General features: G+C 67.7%; 17 protein-coding genes. 8 read left to right on the top strand and 9 right to left on the bottom strand.

Annotated elements, in window-relative coordinates; translation table 11 throughout:
• Nucleotides 1-57: 57 nt before the first annotated feature.
• Nucleotides 58-297, top strand: a complete 240-nt coding sequence (locus ACXJLH_RS06415; protein WP_157282021.1) for a hypothetical protein — start codon at nt 58-60, stop codon at nt 295-297.
• Entirely contained in the window at nt 285-656 is a 372-nt protein-coding gene (locus ACXJLH_RS06410) for a hypothetical protein (protein WP_457443026.1), read from the top strand. The genes ACXJLH_RS06415 and ACXJLH_RS06410 overlap by 13 nt, the downstream gene beginning before the upstream one ends.
• Here the strand turns inward: ACXJLH_RS06410 and ACXJLH_RS06405 are convergent.
• The 4 genes from ACXJLH_RS06405 to ACXJLH_RS06390 are packed head-to-tail and all read right to left on the bottom strand — an operon-like array spanning nt 640 to nt 4,713.
• On the bottom strand, nt 640-1,746 hold the full coding sequence (locus ACXJLH_RS06405) for a HupE/UreJ family protein (RefSeq protein ID WP_457443024.1): 1,107 nt from the start codon (nt 1,744-1,746) through the stop codon (nt 640-642). The genes ACXJLH_RS06410 and ACXJLH_RS06405 overlap by 17 nt on opposite strands.
• Nucleotides 1,743-2,903, bottom strand: coding sequence for a hypothetical protein (locus ACXJLH_RS06400; RefSeq protein WP_457443022.1), 1,161 nt, complete (start codon nt 2,901-2,903; stop codon nt 1,743-1,745). Before ACXJLH_RS06400 ends, ACXJLH_RS06405 begins: the two co-directional genes overlap by 4 nt.
• Nucleotides 2,900-3,169 carry a hypothetical protein gene (locus tag ACXJLH_RS06395; protein ID WP_457443021.1) on the bottom strand — a complete coding sequence of 90 codons (270 nt, stop codon included), beginning with the start codon at nt 3,167-3,169 and terminating at the stop codon, nt 2,900-2,902. The genes ACXJLH_RS06400 and ACXJLH_RS06395 overlap by 4 nt, the downstream gene beginning before the upstream one ends.
• An 11-nt stretch (nt 3,170-3,180) precedes the next feature.
• Entirely contained in the window at nt 3,181-4,713 is a 1,533-nt protein-coding gene (locus tag ACXJLH_RS06390) for a DUF4331 domain-containing protein (RefSeq protein WP_457443019.1), read from the bottom strand.
• Between the two features lie 139 nt (nt 4,714-4,852).
• Between ACXJLH_RS06390 and ACXJLH_RS06385 the strand changes: the two genes are divergently transcribed.
• Nucleotides 4,853-8,191 (top strand): S41 family peptidase, encoded by a 3,339-nt coding sequence (locus ACXJLH_RS06385; RefSeq protein WP_457443017.1) that lies wholly within the window; start codon nt 4,853-4,855, stop codon nt 8,189-8,191.
• Nucleotides 8,192-8,236: 45 nt separating this feature from the next.
• On the opposite strand, the gene ACXJLH_RS06380 is transcribed toward ACXJLH_RS06385, so the two are convergent.
• Entirely contained in the window at nt 8,237-8,713 is a 477-nt protein-coding gene (locus tag ACXJLH_RS06380; protein WP_457443015.1) for a DUF6622 family protein, read from the bottom strand.
• Nucleotides 8,714-8,852: 139 nt separating this feature from the next.
• Nucleotides 8,853-10,079, bottom strand: coding sequence for a tyrosine--tRNA ligase (gene tyrS / locus ACXJLH_RS06375; protein ID WP_457443013.1), 1,227 nt, complete (start codon nt 10,077-10,079; stop codon nt 8,853-8,855).
• 237 nt (nt 10,080-10,316) lie between these two features.
• Here tyrS and ACXJLH_RS06370 point away from each other — a divergent pair, with 237 nt between their 5' ends.
• The 4 genes from ACXJLH_RS06370 (at nt 10,317) to ACXJLH_RS06355 (ending at nt 15,031) form a co-directional block, all read left to right on the top strand.
• Nucleotides 10,317-11,702, top strand: coding sequence for a peptidoglycan DD-metalloendopeptidase family protein (locus ACXJLH_RS06370; protein WP_457443011.1), 1,386 nt, complete (start codon nt 10,317-10,319; stop codon nt 11,700-11,702).
• Nucleotides 11,680-12,795 carry an anhydro-N-acetylmuramic acid kinase gene (locus tag ACXJLH_RS06365; RefSeq protein ID WP_457443009.1) on the top strand — a complete coding sequence of 372 codons (1,116 nt, stop codon included), beginning with the start codon at nt 11,680-11,682 and terminating at the stop codon, nt 12,793-12,795. The genes ACXJLH_RS06370 and ACXJLH_RS06365 overlap by 23 nt, the downstream gene beginning before the upstream one ends.
• A 74-nt stretch (nt 12,796-12,869) precedes the next feature.
• On the top strand, nt 12,870-13,481 hold the full coding sequence (locus tag ACXJLH_RS06360; protein WP_457443007.1) for a fused MFS/spermidine synthase: 612 nt from the start codon (nt 12,870-12,872) through the stop codon (nt 13,479-13,481).
• Nucleotides 13,481-15,031, top strand: a complete 1,551-nt coding sequence (locus ACXJLH_RS06355; protein WP_457443005.1) for a fused MFS/spermidine synthase — start codon at nt 13,481-13,483, stop codon at nt 15,029-15,031. Before ACXJLH_RS06360 ends, ACXJLH_RS06355 begins: the two co-directional genes overlap by 1 nt.
• A gap of 78 nt (nt 15,032-15,109) precedes the next feature.
• Here ACXJLH_RS06355 and erpA read toward each other — a convergent pair whose 3' ends face one another.
• The 3 genes from erpA to rplM all read right to left on the bottom strand — a co-directional run bounded on the left by erpA (nt 15,110) and on the right by rplM (nt 16,405).
• Nucleotides 15,110-15,475 (bottom strand): iron-sulfur cluster insertion protein ErpA, encoded by a 366-nt coding sequence (erpA, locus tag ACXJLH_RS06350; protein WP_056203164.1) that lies wholly within the window; start codon nt 15,473-15,475, stop codon nt 15,110-15,112.
• A gap of 99 nt (nt 15,476-15,574) precedes the next feature.
• Nucleotides 15,575-15,967: a 30S ribosomal protein S9 gene (gene rpsI / locus ACXJLH_RS06345; protein ID WP_056203161.1), complete on the bottom strand. Its 393-nt coding sequence runs from the start codon at nt 15,965-15,967 to the stop codon at nt 15,575-15,577.
• A 9-nt stretch (nt 15,968-15,976) separates the two neighbouring features.
• Entirely contained in the window at nt 15,977-16,405 is a 429-nt protein-coding gene (rplM, locus tag ACXJLH_RS06340; protein ID WP_056203159.1) for a 50S ribosomal protein L13, read from the bottom strand.
• A 213-nt stretch (nt 16,406-16,618) separates the two neighbouring features.
• On the opposite strand from rplM, the gene ACXJLH_RS06335 reads away from it, so the two are divergent.
• Nucleotides 16,619-17,416: a GNAT family N-acetyltransferase gene (locus ACXJLH_RS06335; RefSeq protein WP_082532968.1), complete on the top strand. Its 798-nt coding sequence runs from the start codon at nt 16,619-16,621 to the stop codon at nt 17,414-17,416.
• Nucleotides 17,417-17,536 lie beyond the last annotated feature (120 nt).

Raw genomic sequence — 17,536 nt, 5'->3', positions numbered from 1 at the left:
CGGATTTGCGCGTCTGTGCATGTAGGGGCCGCTTGTGTGTGCCCCGGGGAGCATGCCGTGCCAAATCTGTGGATTCCTCATGCGAGCCGCCCGGCTTGCGGCCTGCCGCGTCTGCGGCGCCAGCCGCCACAGGTCTTCGGCTTCTACTGGGAGATGCTGCACGACCGCTCCGGCGACGTCGTGGGCGATGGCTTCAGCCGCTGCGCCTTCCCGCAGTTGCTGATGCGCCCGGGCTACAGCTACCGCATCACACCGCTGCGCAGCGACCTGCGCCAGGAGGCAGTATGGCCGTCCTGATCAGCGCACTGCTGGACACCGACGCGATGGCCTTTGCCACCGAGCCTGCCATGCTGGGCGTCAGCGCGCGGCTGGAGCAGGCACTGACCACGCACTTGGACGACGCCACCGGCAGTGTCGACATCCCGCTCCAAGCCCTGGTCGGCGATGCCGACAGCCTCATCATGGCCCAGATGCTGCTGGCCCAGCTGCCGCCCGGGCTGGCTTGCCTGGGCGCGCGGGATACGGCTGGCGGGATGCACGAAGGCGACGATGCGCTGTCGACTTGCGCATCGGGCCGCGGCATACAGGCGGTGTTCTACCGCTTCGACCTGGCGTTGCTGCGCAGCCGCCTGCGGCCGCTCAAGGCAGCAGGCTGAGCCCGAAGCTGCGCTCGACACACCAGAGCAGGGCCAGCGCGGCGACAGCGCTGGATCCACCGGGCACGATCCAGCGCCGGTAGATGGTCGCCGAGCGCAGCATCAGGGCCAGTGGCAGCAGCAGCGCGACGACGGCAAGCTGTCCCAGCTCGACGCCGAGGTTGAAGCCCAGCAGCGGCAGCACCAGTTCGCTGCCGCGCAGGCCCAGGTCCTTCAGCGGCCCGGCAAAGCCGACGCCGTGCACGAGGCCGAAGAGGCCGACCATGCTCCAGCGCGGCCCAGGCACAAAGGGCCGCAGGTTGTCGAGCGCGGCGAGCAGCACGGTCAGCGCGATCAGCGATTCGACGACGGTGGTCGGCGGGTCGATGGCGCCGCTGGCCGCCAGCGCCAGGGTGATGGAGTGGGCCAGAGTGAAGGCGGTGACAAGCTTGAGCGTCTCGGCCAGCGCGGCGCGGCCGCTGGCACGGGGCGCCCAGCCCTTGCCCTCGCGCCGCCAGACGGCGACCAGCAGCAGCGTGACGAGGAAAAGCACATGGTCCAGCCCGCTGGCGATATGGACCATGCCCTCGACGACGAAGCCACCGAAGCCGCGGCTGTCCAGCGCCAGACGTTGTGGGCCGGCGCCGGGCGTCAGCACCAGCGGCTCGCCCGCCGCGCCGACGAGGCGGGCCAGGCCACGGTGGGCGGTGTCGGTGCTGGCAAAGAGGCGGTAGTCGATGTCGAGCTCATGCACGGCGGCGCGGCAAAGCCAGTGGCTGATGAGCACGGCGTGCATGCCGTCGCTGTGCTGGTCAAGCTGGGGTTGGGGACGGTCCTGCGGCGTGCAGGCCGCGCCATCGGCGGTGAAGCGCAGGCCGGCCATGGCCAGCGCTTCGATGTCGGGCCAGCGCTGGCGCACCTCGCCCCAGCTCAAGTTGCCGTCGCCATCGGCGTCCAGCGCCAGGTCGCGGTCCAGGTCGCGCAAGGCGATGTCCAGGCGCTGTTCGACCGCCGCACCTTCGACGCGGTAGACGAGATAGGCCTCGCTGGCCTGGTGGGCCTGGGCCACACCGCACAGCAGCAGCGCCAGCCACAACAAACAACGGATCACGGCGCGAAGCTCCGGTCAAAACGCCGATCAAGAGCGGCAAGGCGTGCATCCTGCCAGCCCTTGCCGCGCAGCACGCGCGCCAGTTCCTCACGCGTCGCATCGCCATCGCGCCCAGCGGCGAGGGCAGCGCGCAGCAGCAGCACCGCATCAACAGGCTCGCGTTGCATGGCCCAGTTCAGCTGAGCCAGGCGCAGGGCCTCGCGTGGCTGCTGCTCGACATCGAGGGCAAAGCGGGCCTGCTCGCGCGCATGCTTGCCCGATTCGCGGCGGTCGGCGGCGGCAAGGCGCTCGCGCATCAGGGCCGTCGGCGCCGACGCATCGCGGCCGAGCTGGCGCAAGGCGATGACCTGGCGCAACAGCAATGCATCGGCCTCGGCATCGGGGCTGCGTTCGACCAGCACGAGGGCCTCGGCCGCGCGCTGGCGGGCCAGCAGCCAGTCGGCCAGCGCGGCGCGCGTGTAGACCTCGTCCTCGCCGGCCAGCGCGGCACGGTAAAGGGCAGGCGCGGTGGCTTCGTTGCCGAGGCGTTCCGCCAGCTCGGCACGCATCAGTGCAAGCCAGGGCGCGATGGACCGGCCCGGGCTGAGCTGGGCCAGCGTTTGTGCCGCCGCTTGGCCCTGTCCCGACAGGCTGGCCAGCTCGGCCAGACAGGCAGTTGCCGGCAGTGCGGCCAGGGGTTGAAGCTGTTCGCACAAGGCGCGAGCCTCGGTTAGTTCGGCGCGCAGCTGATGCAACGCGGCCGCGTCGAGCAGGGCCTGGGCGCGATGCTCCGGCGCGAGATCTTCGCGCGCCAACAGGCGGTGCAGCTCGGCCAGGGCAGGCTCGAACTCGTGCCGCGCCTGCAGAACGCGGGCGCGCAGCAGCACGGCATCGGCGGGTGCATCGGCCTGGCACCACCACGGCGCCAGCGCGGCCTGTGCCGCGCCGAGCTCGCGCGGGTCGCCATGCACGCGGGCGCGCTGCAGCGCCGCACGTGCAGTGGCTACGGCGAGCTGCAGCTGTGCCGGGTCGCGCGCCAAGGCCGCACGGCGCTGGCGCTCGGCCGCGTCGATGCGGTAAGGCAGGCGCTGCACGATCTCGGCGTCGTCCTTCGGGACGAAAGGTTCGGCCAAGACCGCCAGCGGGATTGCCAGCAGCAGCGCGAGCAGGTGCTTCACAGGCTCACGGGCTCTTCGGTTTCGCTGACCGACACCACCACTGTCGGCAGCGTCAGCGCCTCCGTGGTCTCGTCGTCGGTCTTCTGCGCCTTCAGGTAGCTCACCAGGGCGGTGGACGATGCCACGGCACTGTCGGGCACCGCGGTGGGCGCCGGCGGCGGTGGGGGTGGCGGGCTGATGATTTCAGTGTCGCTGTCACTGCCGCCGCAGGCGGCCAGCACGAGCACGGCACCGGCGGCAACCGCGGCGGTCTTGCGGGTCAACATGGCGGCCCCTTTCACTTCGTGCCCGGGATGGGCGTGTTGAGATAGGGGAAGCCGCTCAGCAGGGGCACGACAGCCTGGTCCACCGCGTCATGCAACTTGAAAGTCGTGGCACCCAGCGGCACCGCACTGGGCTTGCAGGCCACGCCGAAACCGAGCTTGTCGGTGTCGCCGTTGGCCACGCACAGGCCGCCCATGACGGCCACCAGCGAGATGTCGACGACGTCGTCCTTGGGACGGCGGCCGTTCGGGAAGCCGGCGTTGTCGTTGCCTGCGGCGAGGATGTTGCCGACGATGCCCAAACGGTTTTGTTGAGCGAATGGCACGGCGGCGATGGCCGTGTTCAGGCGCAGCATTTCGGAGGCCGTGACCGTCTTCTGTTGGTTGACACCCTTGATGCCGGTCAGGAAGGTGGTGACGAGGTCGTTGCGCGGGAAGTTGGTCGGCGCGGTGTTGGGCAGGGCCAGCGCGATCTCCAGCAAGGCCGGCAGCGTCGGGTTGGTCACGTAGTCGGCGAATTGGCCGTCGTCCTTGGGGCGGGACGAGTTGAACTTGTCCTTGTCCCTCAGGCCGATGACGACCTCGTTGACCAGGGGCATGCCCAGGCGCGAGACCTGCACCCAGGCGCCGCCGGCCTTCTCGCTGGCCTGATGGCCCGAGCCCGGCTTGGGATCGAGCAGGCGGCCCTGGCGCAGGCTGGCCGTGGTCCAGCCGCCGATGACATCGTCGGTCGCGGATTTCAGGCAGTCCTTGTGCACCTCCAGCGCCAGCGTGGTGACGTTCTTGTCGTCGATGGTGTTGGGCGCGGCATTGATCAGCGACGGGTCGGTGATGACGGAGACCGGCGCGTTGACCAGGTCGAAGATGGTGCCGAGGTTGACGGCAAACGGGTCCTGGCGCTGGCCGACGAAGACCTTGGCCGGCGTACTGCAGCCGGGGATGGTGATGGGGTAGACATGCTTGGCCGCATAGCTCGCATAGTCGGCGATGGTCTTCTTGCCGATGTTGTCGACCGGCTTGTCGAAGCTGGTCGCACCGCTGGTGGCATGGACCACCGCCTGGGCCGTGCCGCTGCGGCGGTCGCCGCGCACCACGGTCAGCGTGTAGCTCTCGTTGACCTGCAGGTTGGCGTCCTTGACGTTGGCCACCGCGCCCGACTGGATCAACGGGATGCCGACCATCTTGCCGCCGACGCTTAAAGACGTGCCGGCACCGCTGTTGGACAGCGTGTTCTTGAAGCGGAACTGGAAGGTCAGGTGTTCCTTGGCATCGCCAACGTTGTCGACGTGGATCTCGTAGAGCGCATTCGGGTCCATCGAGAAATAGTTCGGGCCGCCATAGCCGTCCTGCAGCGGCTGGTAGTTGGCGATCAGCGTCACGTAGCCGGCACGGCCGGTCTCGTAGCTGTTGAACATGTAGAAGTCCGTCGCGTCGACCTTGGGCACGGTCGTGATGAAGGGCGCTTCGCGGTGGCTGGAAGCCTGAGCGCCTGCGGCCAGGCAGAACAGCGCTGCGCCCACGGCGCTGCGGGTGAGACGAGCTTTCATCGGGGGCATCCTGTATGGCAATGCCGTCTTGGCATCTGAGCGCTGTTACGCGCTCCAGCGCTCTACGGATTCACCCGATGTGACGAATCGCCCTCCATTCCCCTAACAACACAATGGCGACCCTCATCAGGAGAGCACCATGCCCCGCTTCCGTCTCGCCGCGCTCGCTGCGGTCCTGTGCGCCACGAGCGCCTGGGCCGGCACCAGCGGCTTCTATCGCCAGCCCACACTGCGTGGCGATGCCGTCTATCTCGTCGCCGAGGGCGACCTCTGGCGCGTCGGCACGCAGGGCGGCGAAGCCCAGCGGCTGACCACGCACAACGGCCAGGAGACCCAGCCCGCCGTGTCGCCCGATGGGCAATGGCTGGCCTTCACGGCGCAGTACGACGGCGGCACCGAGATCTACCTGATGCCGGTGGCCGGCGGCCCGCCGAAGCGCCTGACCTGGGAAGGCGGCGGCATGCGCGTCTGGGGCTTCACGGCCGCCGGCGAAGTCCTCTACACCGGCTTGGACGCCCGTCCCGGCAGTCAGCTTTTCGCCATCGACGTGAAGACTGGCCAGCGCCGCCAGCTGCCCGTCGGCCAGGCCAGCGACGCCGCGCTGAGCGCCGATGGCAAGACGCTCTATTTCACGCGCAGCGGCCTGCGCAGCGACAACGCCCGACAGTACCGCGGCGGCGCCATCGCGCGGCTGTGGTCGCTGGACTTGACGGACAAGGCCGAAGCAAAACCGCTGATCGCCGAGGGCAACAACGATCGCCGTCCCCTGCCCTACCGCGTCGGTGGCGCGGAGCGCGTCGCCTTCCTGTCGGACCGCGAAGGCACGGTCAACATCTGGTCGGTCAATGCCCAAGGCGGTGACATGCGCCAGCACACCACGCACAAGGGCTGGGACATCCGCCACGCATCCGTCGACGGCAGCCGTGTCGTCTATGCAGTGGGCGCGGACCTCTACCTCGTCGACCTCGCGCAGAGCGCGGGCGCGAAGAAGCTCGACATCAGCCTGGGCGGCGACTTCGACCAGCAGCGCGAGCGCTGGATCAAGAAGCCGCAGGACTTCCTGACCGACACATCCTTCGCCCCCAATGGCGAGCGCGTGCTGCTGGCCGCGCGCGGTCACCTCGCGACGCAGGGCGTGCAGCAGCTGCGCCGCGCTGAGCTGCCGCAGCCGGCCGACGGCAGCTGCAAGAAGGGTGAATTCAGCAGCGACAACAAGAGCGTCTTCGCCGTCTGCGACTTCAGCGGCGAGACCGAGATCTGGCGCTTCGCGGCCAATGGCACGGGTCAACCCGAACGCATCACCAGCGGCGCAACGACGCAGCGCCGCGACCTGCTCCCTTCGCCCGACGGCCGCTGGCTGGCGCATACCGACAAGGAAGGCGGCATCTGGCTGACCGACCTGAAGGCCAAGACAACACGCGAGATCGCTCGCAGCGCCCTTGGTGACGCGCCGCAGCTGCAGGGCTGGAGTCCCGATGGCCAGGCCCTGGCCTGGACGCTGTCGCTGCGCCATGCCGACCGCAGCCAGCTGCAGCTCTACAGCACGGCCGATGGCCGCACCCACACGCTGACCAGCGACCGCTACGACAGCGACAGCGCCACCTTCAGCCCGGACGGGCAATGGCTGTACTTCGCGTCCAACCGCAACTTCGCGACGACGGGCAATGGCAGCACATGGGGCGACCGCAACACCGGGCCGTTCTTCGGCTTTCGCGCCAAGCTCTACGCGCTGGCCCTGCAGCCGGGCCTGCGCTCGCCGTTCGCGGCCAAGGACGAGCTGGAGTCGGTCACCGAGAAGAAGGCCAACGAGCAGCGCGCCGAGGACAAGAAGGCCACCGACAAGGAGCCGACCGAGCGCAAGCCTGATCCAAAGGACGACAAGAAGCCAGCCGCCGAGAAGAAGGGCAAGCCCGCCATCGTTTTCGAAGGCCTGGCCGAGCGCCTCCACGAGCTGCCCGTGACCGCCGGCAGCTACCGCGCGCTGCGCGCGGATGGCAAGCGCCTGTGGTTCCTGGATCGTGATCTGGACGGAAAGAGCCAGCTCAAGTCGGTTGGCATCGACAACCAGGGCGGCCCGGCCGAGATCCTGGCCAGCGACGTGCGCAACTACGACATCAGTGCCGACGGCAAGAAGCTGATGCTGGTGCGCAACCAGCCCGCGGGTGCGGCGCCGGAAATCCTCGTCGTCGACGCGGCGCCCAAGCTGCCGACTGAACTCGCCAAGCTGCAAGTGCGCTGGAGCGACTGGCAGATCGCCACGCAGCCGCGCGCCGAGTGGAAGCAGATGTTCGCCGACGCCTGGCGCATGCACCGCGACCACTTCTACGACAAGGCCATGCACGGCGTCGACTGGGTGGCGGTGCGCGCCAAATACGAGCCACTGGTGGACCGTGTGACCGACCGCTTCGAGCTCGCCGAGCTGATGGCGCAGATGGTCAGCGAACTGGGCGCCCTGCACAGCCAGATCGGCGCCGGCGACACGCGGCTCGCGCCCGACGAGCCTGGCCTCGCGGGCCTCGGTGGGCGCTTCTCGCGCGCACCGGAGGGCTGGCGCATCGATGCGATCTATGCGCATGAGCAGGAGTTGCCATCCGAGGCACCGCCGCTGGCCGCGCCCGGTCTCAACCTGCAAGTGGGTGACGTCATCACGACCGTCAATGGCCGCCCCAGCGCCAGCGCGCCGCACATCCTGGAGCTGCTGCGCGGCCAGGCCGGCCGCCAGGTGCTGCTGGAGGTTAAACAGGCCAGCGGCAAGACGGTGCAGCGCATCGTCACGCCGGTGGCGCAGACGCGCGAAAACCAGCTGCGCTACAACGACTGGCGCGTCAGCCGCGCCCGCGCCGTTGAGCAGTCGGCCCAGGGCCGCATCGGCTACGTGCATCTGCGCGCGATGAGCGCGGCCGACATCGCCGATTTCGTGCGCGAGTTCTACGCTGCCAGCGACCGCGACGGCCTCATCATCGACGTGCGCTACAACAATGGCGGCAACATCGACAGCTGGATCCTGGAAAAGCTGCTGCGCCGCGCCTGGGCCTTCTGGCAACCGCGCTCGCCAGGCGGCGCGCCGGTCTACGCCAACATGCAGAACGTCTACCGCGGCCACACGGTGGTGTTGATGAACGAGGACACCTACAGCGACGGCGAGACCTTCGCCGAGGGCTTCAAGCGCCTCAAGCTGGGACCCGTCATTGGCAAGCGCAGCTCGGGGGCGGGCGTGTGGCTGTCGGACCAGAACCGCCTGATCGACAACGGCATCATGCGGGCCGCCGAGACGGGGCAGATCGACGCCGAGGGCCGCTTCCTCATCGAGGGCATCGGCGTGACGCCGAACATCGAGGTCGACAACCCGCCGCGGGCGACGGCGATGGGCCAGGACGCGCAGCTGGATGCGGCGCTGGCCGAGCTGAAGCGCCGGATTGCCGAGCAGCCGGTCCAGGTGGTGAAGCCGGGACCGTATCTGCGGCCGGTCAAGCCGTGAAAGCAAAGGGAGGCCGCGGCCTCCCTTTTTTATGCGCTTGGGAGCTCAGGCCGCGCGGACGAAACGATGCACCGCCGTGGCCCGGGCCGCGAAGGCGCCGCTGAACAGCCCCAGCACCGCGCTCACCATGGCGATGAACCAGACCTCCTGCAGCACACGGGCGCCCATGCCGGTGGCGAAGCCCAAGCCGAACTTGGTCATGAAGATGCCCAGCATCAGGCCCATCGGCACCCAGCTGCCGGGCATGCGCACGGCGGCGCCTTCCTTGGCCAGGCCGCGCGGTGCAAACAGCGGGCCGCCCATGAAGACAGCAGCGGCAAAGGCCAGCGCCCAGGCCAGCACGGGAATCATGTGGGCGCCGAAGGCCGCCGTGACGCCATAAAACGACAGGGCCAGCATCGCCAGGGCGACCTTGGCAAGCATGCCGGGTCGGACGACACGGTCACGCGACTGGCGGTAGCCCAGCGTCACGAGAACGGCGAGGACGGCGAAGGGCCAGACGGGGAGGGAAGCTGCGGTCATGAGGTGCACTCCGTGGCGTTGCGATGCCCCGGACTGTGCGGATGCCTCGCCTTCCCGGCGACTAGCTTGCGACGAATGGACAGCCCGCGGCGGGAATCGCCAGCGGGCAGCGGCGAATGGAGGCCCGTGCCGGAGAAGATCAGCTCAGCACAACCCGCGCGAACTTGCGCCTGCCCACCTGCAGCACGTGCTCGCCGGCATCCAGCTTGAGAAGCTTGTCCGAGATCACCTCGCCAGCGCGGCGCACGCCGCCCTGCTCGACCATGCGCAGGCCTTCGCCGGTCGACGCGACGAGGCCGGCGGCCTTCAGCACCTGGGCCAGGCCCATGGGCGCGCCGCTGAGCCGCACCTCGGGGATGTCGTCCGGGATGCCACCCTTGGCGCGGTTGTTGAAATCGGCCTCCGCCGCGTCCGCCGCCGCAGCGCTGTGGAAGCGCGCGGTGATCTCCTTGGCCAGCATGACCTTGGCGTCCTTCGGGTTGCGCCCGCCGGTCACTTCGGCCTTCAGCGCGGCGATCTCGGCCAGCGACTTGAAGGACAGCAGTTCGAACCACTTCCACATCTGCACATCGCTGATCGACAGGATCTTGGCGAACATCGTGTTCGGCGCTTCCGTGATGCCGATGTAGTTGTTCTTGGACTTGGACATCTTCTCGACGCCGTCCAGCCCCTCCAGCAGCGGCATGGTCAGGATGCACTGCGGCTCCTGGCCGTATTCCTGCTGCAGGTGGCGGCCCATCAGCAGGTTGAACTTCTGGTCGGTGCCGCCCAGTTCCAGGTCGCTCTTCAGTGCCACCGAGTCATAGCCCTGCATCAGCGGGTAGAGGAACTCGTGCACCGAGATCGGCGTCTGGGCCGCGAAGCGCTTGGTGAAGTCGTCGCGCTCCATCATGCGGGCGACCGTGTACTTGCTGGCGAGCTGGATCATGCCGGCCGCGCCCAGCGGCTCGCTCCACTCGGAGTTGTAGCGAATCTCGGTGCGCGCCGGGTCCAGCACCAGCTTGGCCTGGGCGTAGTAGGTCTCGGCGTTGGCCTGGATCTGCTCCTTGGTCAGCGGCGGACGGGTGGCATTGCGGCCGGACGGGTCGCCGATCAGGGAGGTGAAGTCGCCAATGAGGAAGATGACCTGGTGGCCCAGGTCCTGCAATTGACGCATCTTGTTCAAGACCACCGTGTGACCGACGTGGATGTCGGGCGCCGTCGGGTCCAGGCCCAGCTTGATGCGCAGCGGCACTCCGCTCGCGGCCGAGCGGGCCAACTTCTTGGTCCACTCGGCTTCCGGCAGCAGCTCGTCCACGCCGCGGCGCGTGACGGCCAGGGCTTCGAGGACGGCATCGGTGATGGGGAATTGCGGAGCGTCGGACATGGCGCATCGTGCCCGGTCACAAGCCGGACAAAATTGTTAAGTTATTGATCCATCGGGGTTAACCGGCATGTCGGGTAGGACAAAGCCGTTAGAATTCACCCTTCGTTTTGGGGGTGTTGTTTCAACACAACCAATCCAGGGATTTTAAGGGCCGCCCATGAGCGGCTTGCGCGTGGAACCGGCTCGGCCGGGATTGCCCCAGCGACAACCCCGGGGATACCGAGAGTGACAGCGAGAGTGACCGTTCAGAACCGCCTCCAGCAAGTCCAAGCCAGTCTGCAGCGTGCCGAGGCCTTTGCCGCCATGCACCCGCGTGCGCTGACGGCCACCGTCGTCGGCCTGCTGAGCTGCTTTGCCGTGACCGCCTTCGGCATTGCGCCGCTGGCCCCCGATGCCGCCGAGCTGCCCAAGCGCACCCTGGTCGAGACCCTGGCCACGCCCGACGTCGAGAGTCAACTCGAAGAGCTGGCCACGCACGCCATTGGCCTGACGCGCGCCGAAGCCACCCGCTCCAGCGACACCCCTGACAGCCTGCTCAAGCGCGCCGGCGCCTTCGACCCGGCCGCCGCGGCCTTCCTGCGCACCGACCCGCTTGGCCGCCGCGTGTTGCAGGGCCGCGCCGGCAAGATGATCCATCTGACGGCCGACGCCTCGGGCCAAGTCCAGCAGATCGTCGTGCGCTCGCCCGCAGAGAAAGCCGAGCAGCAGGGAAGTCATTTCACCCGCCTGACCATCGAGCGCGTCGGCGGCCGCTTCACCGCCCGCACCGAAACGGCCCCACTGCAGGCCCAGGTGGCCTTGGGCAGCGGCACCATCCGCACCTCGCTGTTCGCCGCCACCGACGACGCCAACATCCCCGACGCCATCGCTTCGCAGATGGCCGACATGTTCTCGGGCGACATCGACTTCCACCGCGAGCTGCGCAAGGGCGACCGCTTCAGCATCGTCTACGAGACGCTGACCGCCGACGGCGAGCCGGTCCCGTGGGACGGCGGCGTCGGCCGCCTGCTGGCCGGCGAGTTCACGAACAACGGCCGCACCTATTCGGCCGTCTATTTCAAGGACAACGCCACCGGCAAGAGCAGCTTCTTCGGCTTTGACGGCACGAGCAAGCGTCGCGCCTTCCTGGCCAGCCCGATGGAGTTCTCGCGCATCACCAGCGGCTTCGCGATGCGCTTCCATCCCATCATGCAGACTTGGCGCCAGCACAACGGCGTCGACTACGGTGCGCCGACCGGCACGGCCGTGCGGTCGGTGGGCGATGGCACGGTCGAAATGGCCGGCTGGCAGAACGGCTTTGGCAACGTCGTGCAGGTGCGCCACGCCGGCGACCGCAGCACGGTCTACGCCCACCTGAGCCGCATTGACGTCAAGAAGGGCCAGCGCATCGAACAGGGCATGAAGCTCGGTGCCGTCGGCTCGACCGGCTGGGCCACCGGCCCGCACCTGCACTTCGAGTTCCGCGTCGGCGGCCGCCACATGGACCCGCGCACCATCGCTCGCGCCTCCGAGGCGATCACGCTGCCCAACTACGCCAAGTCGCAGTTCCTGCAGACCGTCGCCAGCGTCAAGACCCAACTGGCCGTGGCCGAGACCATGGATGGCGTCTCAGCCGCCGACTGAGCTCCGTCAGCTCTACATCGGGCTGATGTCGGGCACCTCGCTCGACGGCATTGACGGCGTGCTCTTCGACGCTGACGCACTGGCCGTCATCGGTCATGTGCATGCCCCCTTCTCCCACGCGCTGCGCGACGAGTTGTTGGCACTGAACGCACCAGGCGGTAACGAGCTGCATCGCGCCGCCTTGGCTGCCAATGCGGTAGCCCGTGCCTATGCCGACGTCGTCTCGCAGTTGCTTGAAGCCACGGGCGTTCCACGCAAGCAGATTGCGGCGCTGGGCGCTCACGGCCAGACGGTGCGCCACCGCCCGGACGGCTTCGACGGCTACACGACGCAACTGCTGAACGGCGCCCTGTTGGCCGAGCAGGCCGGCATTGACGTCATCTGCGACCTGCGCAGCCGCGATGTGGCCGCGGGCGGCCAGGGCGCGCCACTGGTGCCGGCCTTCCACCGCGCCGTCTTCGGCGCAGCGCAGGCGGACGTGGCAGTGCTCAATCTCGGCGGCATCAGCAACCTCAGCTTGCTGCATGCCGACGGCCGCACCGGCGGCTTCGACTGCGGCCCGGCCAACTGCCTGATGGATGGCTGGATCGCCCGACACCGCAGCCTGGCCTATGACGCCGACGGCGCCTGGGCCGCGACAGGCCGCGTGCTGCCCGAACTGCTTGAAGCGCTGCTGGCCGAACCCTGGTTCGCGTTGCCGCCGCCCAAGAGCACGGGGCGGGATCTTTTTCATCTGCGCTGGCTGGACGCGAAGCTGGCGCCGGGTCTTGCGCCGGAAGATGTGCAGGCGACGCTGCTGGAGCTCAGCGCCCGCTGCGTTGCGGACGCCCTGCAAGCGCAGATGCCGAGCACGGCCACGCTGATTGCCTGCGGGGGCGGCGCGCTCAACAGCCAACTGCTGCAGCGCTTGGCCGCGTTGCTGCCTGGCATTGCCGCGAGCACCAGCGCCGCGCACGGCTTGCCCGTAGACCAGGTCGAGGCTGCCGCGTTCGCCTGGCTGGCGCATCGCTTCATCGAACGGCAGCCCGGAAATATGCCCGCTGTCACCGGCGCAGCCGGGCCGCGCGTGCTGGGTGCGCTGCATCCAGCCTGAGCCCGGGGCAAGCCCCGCCCCATGCCCCGGCCCGCCGCAGTTAGCATGCGGCGCCCTCATCAAGGAGTCCGCGTTTGAGTCCCAGGTTCCGCGCCACCACAGGGCCGGTAGCGACCGCCTTCTTCCTGTCCGGCTTTGCTGCCCTTGTCTACCAACTGGCTTGGCAGCGCCTGTTGTTCGTCGTCGTCGGGGTCGACATCGAGTCGGTCACCATCATTGTCTCGACCTTCATGCTGGGCTTGGGCGTGGGCGCGGTGCTGGGGGGGCAGTTGGCCGATCGCTGGCCGAACCGCATCCTGGCTGCGTTCTGCGTGTTCGAGGCGCTGATCGCGCTGTACGGCCTGGCCAGCGTGGACCTGCTGCAGACCTGCGCCGCACTGTTTGCCGGCCTGTCCCGCCCTGCTGCGGCGGCGCTCAGCTTTGCGCTGCTGATCCTGCCCACCGTCTGCATGGGCGCGACGCTGCCCATGCTGGTGGCCCACGGCTGGCAGCGCTCGGGCAATGTGGGCGTGTCCACCGGCACGCTTTACTTCATCAACACGTTGGGCGCCGCCTGCGGGGCCTTTGCCATCGGCTTCGTACTGCTGTACTGGCTGGACCTGCGCCAGGTCGTCTGGCTCGCTTCCGGGCTGAACGCTGCAGCCAGCGCGGTGGTGGCGCTGAACCTGCGCGGGAGGGACGCGTGATGCGCCGCCTCGCCTTGCTGCTGTCCTTCAGTGTCGGCTTGCTGTCTCTGAGCCAGGAGATCCTTTGGGTGCGTTTGCTGAGCTTCGGCCAGTCGGGGCGGCCGCAGGCGTTCGCGCTGGTGCTGGTGGCCTTCCTGGCCGGCATCTCTGCCGGTTCCGTCATTGGGCGGCGCATCTGCGAACGCAGCACGCAACTGCTGGCCTCAGCGGCCCGGGTGCTGAGCTGGGCCGCAGCCCTGGACGTCGTCGCGCTGCAGTTGGCTGCGCCCATGCTGGGCTACACGCCGCTGCGGCTGGGCGCTTTGATGCTGCTGATCGCGTTGACGGCGGGCGCCAAGGGCGTGCTGTTTCCCATCGTGCACCACCTCGGGTCCGACAGGTCGCGGGAGGCTCTGGGGCGCTCGGTGTCGCATGTGTACCTGGCGAACGTCTTGGGGGCTGCCCTGGGCCCGCTGCTCACGGGCTTCTGGCTGCTGGACCTGCTGACGGTCGAAAGCGCCTGGGCCGTAGTGGTCACAGGCACCGCCGCGCTGGCCCTGGTCTGCCTGATCGCCGCGCCGCAGCGGCAGCGCAGCTGGTTCACGCTGCCTGCGCTGCTGCTGGGCGCGGGCATCACCCTGGTGGTGCAGCCGCTGCCTGTCATCCAGAAGGTGGCCACGGACGACGAAACGGCCTCTATCCGCCAGTTGATCCAGAACAAGCACGGCATCCTGCACACCATCGCGCAGGATGCGGGCGACATCACCTACGGCGGCAACGCCTATGACGGCCGTGTCAACGTGGACATGACTCTGAACTCCAACATGCTGGATCGAGCCTACCTGATGGCGGTGCTGCACCCACAGCCCAAGCGCGTATTGGTGATCGGCCTGTCCACCGGCGCCTGGACCCAGGCGATCCTGGGCGTCCCAGGCGTCGAGCAGGTCGACGTCGTCGAGATCAACCCCGGCTACCGCGACCTCATCGCCAGCCATCCCACCGTGGCGCCCCTGCTGAAAGATCCGCGTGTCCATTTGCACATCGACGACGGTCGGCGCTGGCTGCGGGCAAACCGCGAGGCCCGCTATGACCTGATCTTCCAGAACACCACCTTCCACTGGCGGGCCTACACCAGCCTGCTGATGTCGCGCGAATATCTGCAGGAGATGTCGCGGCACCTCACCCCCGGTGGCATCGTGGCCATGAACACAACGGATAGCCTGGACGCCTACGCCACCGCGCTGGACGTCTTCCGGCACGTGGCGCGCTACAGCAACTTCGCTTACATGAGCGACCAGCCACTGCGCCGCCGTCCCGATGCGCAGGCCGTGCTGCGTGCCTGCCGCACGCTCGGGCAGCCGAGCTTCCCCGAACCCCTGTTTGCGCCTGGGGCCGTGGCGTACCGCCTGCTGAACACGCCGCTGATCGACGCCCGTGACCACCTGCGCCTGCAGACCGACGCCCAGCCCGGCGTCATCACCGACCTCAATATGCTCAACGAGTTCCGGCACGGCAAGCCGCCGCTGTTCGGCTGGCTCAAGCCCATCCTGCCGGCCGCGCCAGCCGACTAAGCCGAGGAACGGAGTGCACCAACGTCCGAAAGCAACAAGCCGCCCGAAGGCGGCTTGTTGTCGCGAACTCAACGACGCTCAGACCGAGAAGCTGGACCCGCAGCCGCAGGTCGTCGTGGCGTTCGGGTTCTTGATGACGAACTGGGCGCCCTGCAGGTCTTCCTTGTAGTCGATCTCGGCACCCATCAGGTATTGCAGGCTCATCGAGTCGATCAGCAGCGTGACGCCATTCTTCTGCATCTGCGTGTCGTCGTCGTTGACGGCCTCGTCGAAGGTGAAGCCGTACTGGAAGCCGGAGCAACCGCCACCCTGCACGAAAACGCGCAGCTTCAGGTCCGGGTTGCCTTCCTCGGCCACCAAGTCGCGCACCTTGTCGGCGGCGCTGTCGGTGAACACCAGGGGCACGGGAATGTCAGTGACGGGGGTATCAAGCACGGCGCTCATGGCGAGGCTCCTGTGAATCTGTCCAGAGACGAATATGGGGATTGTCCGCGCAAAAACAAAAGGCCGCTCGAAGCGGCCTTTTGTGTCCAAGCGCAGAAATTAACGCTTGCTGAACTGCTTCCTGCGACGGGCGCCGTGCAGACCGACCTTCTTACGCTCGACTTCACGCGCGTCACGCGTGACGAAGCCGGCGCGGCTCAGTTCGGGCTTCAGGGCTGCGTCGTAGTCGATCAGCGCGCGGGTGATGCCCAGGCGCAGGGCGCCGGCTTGACCCGATTCGCCACCACCGTGCACGTTCACCTTGATGTCGAAGGCTTCACCATTGTTCGTCAGCAGCAGGGGCTGCTTGGCGATCATGATGGACGTCTGACGACCAAAGTAAGCGTCGATGGCCTTGCCATTGACGATGATCTGGCCCGTGCCCTTCTTCATGAAGACGCGAGCGACCGACGACTTGCGACGGCCCGTACCGTAATTCCAGTTTCCGATCATGGCCGTTCCTTAGATCTCGAGAGCCTTGGGCTGCTGGGCGGTATGCGGGTGCGTCGGGCCTGCGTAGACCTTCAGCTTCTTGACCATGGCGTAACCGAGCGGGCCCTTGGGCAGCATGCCCTTGACGGCCTTTTCCAGCGCGCGGCCGGGGTGCTTGGCTTGCATGTCCTTGAACTTCGTGGCGTAGATGCCGCCGGGGAAGCCGCTGTGACGGTAGTACACCTTGTCGGTGGCCTTGTTGCCCGTGACACGGAGCTTTTCGGCATTGACGATGACGATGAAATCACCGGTATCCACGTGAGGCGTGTAAATGGCCTTGTGCTTGCCGCGCAAACGGAGTGCCACTTCGCTGGCAACACGTCCGAGCACCTTGTCGGTGGCGTCAATCACAAACCACTCGTGCGTCACTTCGGCCGGCTTGGCGCTGAAGGTCTTCATGAGAGTGCTTTCGCTGCGCCGGCTTCAAACTGCTGAAACCGGCAATAGATGGCTGAACTTCGACCGGTCTCGGTGCTTGTGTCTGATGCACAGCCTCTCAACACGGCTCTTTCCCGCAGCCTTTTGACGGAAAAGCCCACGAGTGTAGCAGTGCGGCCGATGGTTTGAAAAGGACCGAGGCGTTAACCTTGCCATACCTTTGCAGTGCCCGCCATGCCCAAGCCCCCGTCCGCCGCCTCTCCTCCCCTCGCCGAAGCCGCGGCGGGCGAGGGCCATGAGCTGTCGGCCTTCGGCCTCGACCCGATTGCGCCGGCAGCCGCCCCGGCCGAACCGGCAGGCCCGCTGGCCAAGGCCCGGGCTGCATTGGAGCTCCTTTCCACCTGGGTGCCAATTCGCTCGCTCGCGCGCCGCCACCGCCATCGCATCATTGACCACCTGCTGGCGCTGGAGCCGCAGGACCGTTACTTGCGCTTCGGGTACCCGGCTTCGGACGAGCAGATTCGCAAATACGCCCTCAGCATCGACTTTGCCCGCGACGAGGTGCTGGGCATCTTCAACCGCCGCCTGCACCTGATCGCCCTGGCCCATCTGGCCTATGGGCAACCGATGCCGGATGAGCCCAGCCGCACGATGGCCGAGTTCGGCGTCTCCGTGCTGCCGCAGTCGCGCGGCCGGGGCCTGGGACGGCGGCTTTTCGACGCCGCGGGCTTGCATGCCCGCAACCGGGGTATCGACACCCTGTTCATCCACGCACTGAGCGAAAACCGTCCCATGCTGCGCATTGCGGCAGCGGCTGGCGCCATCGTCGAGCGCGACGGCAGCGAATCCGCGGCCTATCTGCGCCTGCCACCCGAATCATTCAGCTCCCAGGTCGAGCAGGCACTGGAGCGGCATCTGGGCGAGCTGGATTTCCAGTTCAAGCGCCAGGCTCAAGTGCTGAGTGGATTTGTCGACAGCGTTGCCGAGGTCAAAGCCCATTTCGAATCTCCCGGCCGCGCCGCCAAGGAATAAATGACGGGCTAACGGCCGTTTTCCCAGGCATGCTCCCCCTCAGGCCCGGGGGAATCGGGACTAGCGAGTAATTCCTTTTAGGGACGTTGCGCTACATTGCCCGACCATTGCGCCGCGAGA

The sequence above is a fragment of the Roseateles sp. P5_E4 genome, assembly GCF_054049255.1.
Note: the sequence above shows the minus strand (reverse complement) of the source record. Positions and strands in the feature narration are given on the sequence as shown.

Excerpts from the sequence above, each read along its gene's own strand:
- ACXJLH_RS06410 (WP_457443026.1), top strand. The coding sequence starts at position 285 with ATGGCCGTCCTGATCAGCGCACTGCTGGACACCGACGCGATGGCCTTT.
- ACXJLH_RS06395 (WP_457443021.1), bottom strand. The coding sequence starts at position 3,169 with ATGTTGACCCGCAAGACCGCCGCGGTTGCCGCCGGTGCCGTGCTCGTG.
- ACXJLH_RS06390 (WP_457443019.1), bottom strand. The coding sequence starts at position 4,713 with ATGAAAGCTCGTCTCACCCGCAGCGCCGTGGGCGCAGCGCTGTTCTGC.
- ACXJLH_RS06385 (WP_457443017.1), top strand. The coding sequence starts at position 4,853 with ATGCCCCGCTTCCGTCTCGCCGCGCTCGCTGCGGTCCTGTGCGCCACG.
- ACXJLH_RS06380 (WP_457443015.1), bottom strand. The coding sequence starts at position 8,713 with ATGACCGCAGCTTCCCTCCCCGTCTGGCCCTTCGCCGTCCTCGCCGTT.
- tyrS (WP_457443013.1), bottom strand. The coding sequence starts at position 10,079 with ATGTCCGACGCTCCGCAATTCCCCATCACCGATGCCGTCCTCGAAGCC.
- ACXJLH_RS06365 (WP_457443009.1), top strand. The coding sequence starts at position 11,680 with ATGGCGTCTCAGCCGCCGACTGAGCTCCGTCAGCTCTACATCGGGCTG.
- ACXJLH_RS06355 (WP_457443005.1), top strand. The coding sequence starts at position 13,481 with ATGCGCCGCCTCGCCTTGCTGCTGTCCTTCAGTGTCGGCTTGCTGTCT.
- erpA (WP_056203164.1), bottom strand. The coding sequence starts at position 15,475 with ATGAGCGCCGTGCTTGATACCCCCGTCACTGACATTCCCGTGCCCCTG.
- rpsI (WP_056203161.1), bottom strand. The coding sequence starts at position 15,967 with ATGATCGGAAACTGGAATTACGGTACGGGCCGTCGCAAGTCGTCGGTC.
- rplM (WP_056203159.1), bottom strand. The coding sequence starts at position 16,405 with ATGAAGACCTTCAGCGCCAAGCCGGCCGAAGTGACGCACGAGTGGTTT.
- ACXJLH_RS06335 (WP_082532968.1), top strand. The coding sequence starts at position 16,619 with ATGCCCAAGCCCCCGTCCGCCGCCTCTCCTCCCCTCGCCGAAGCCGCG.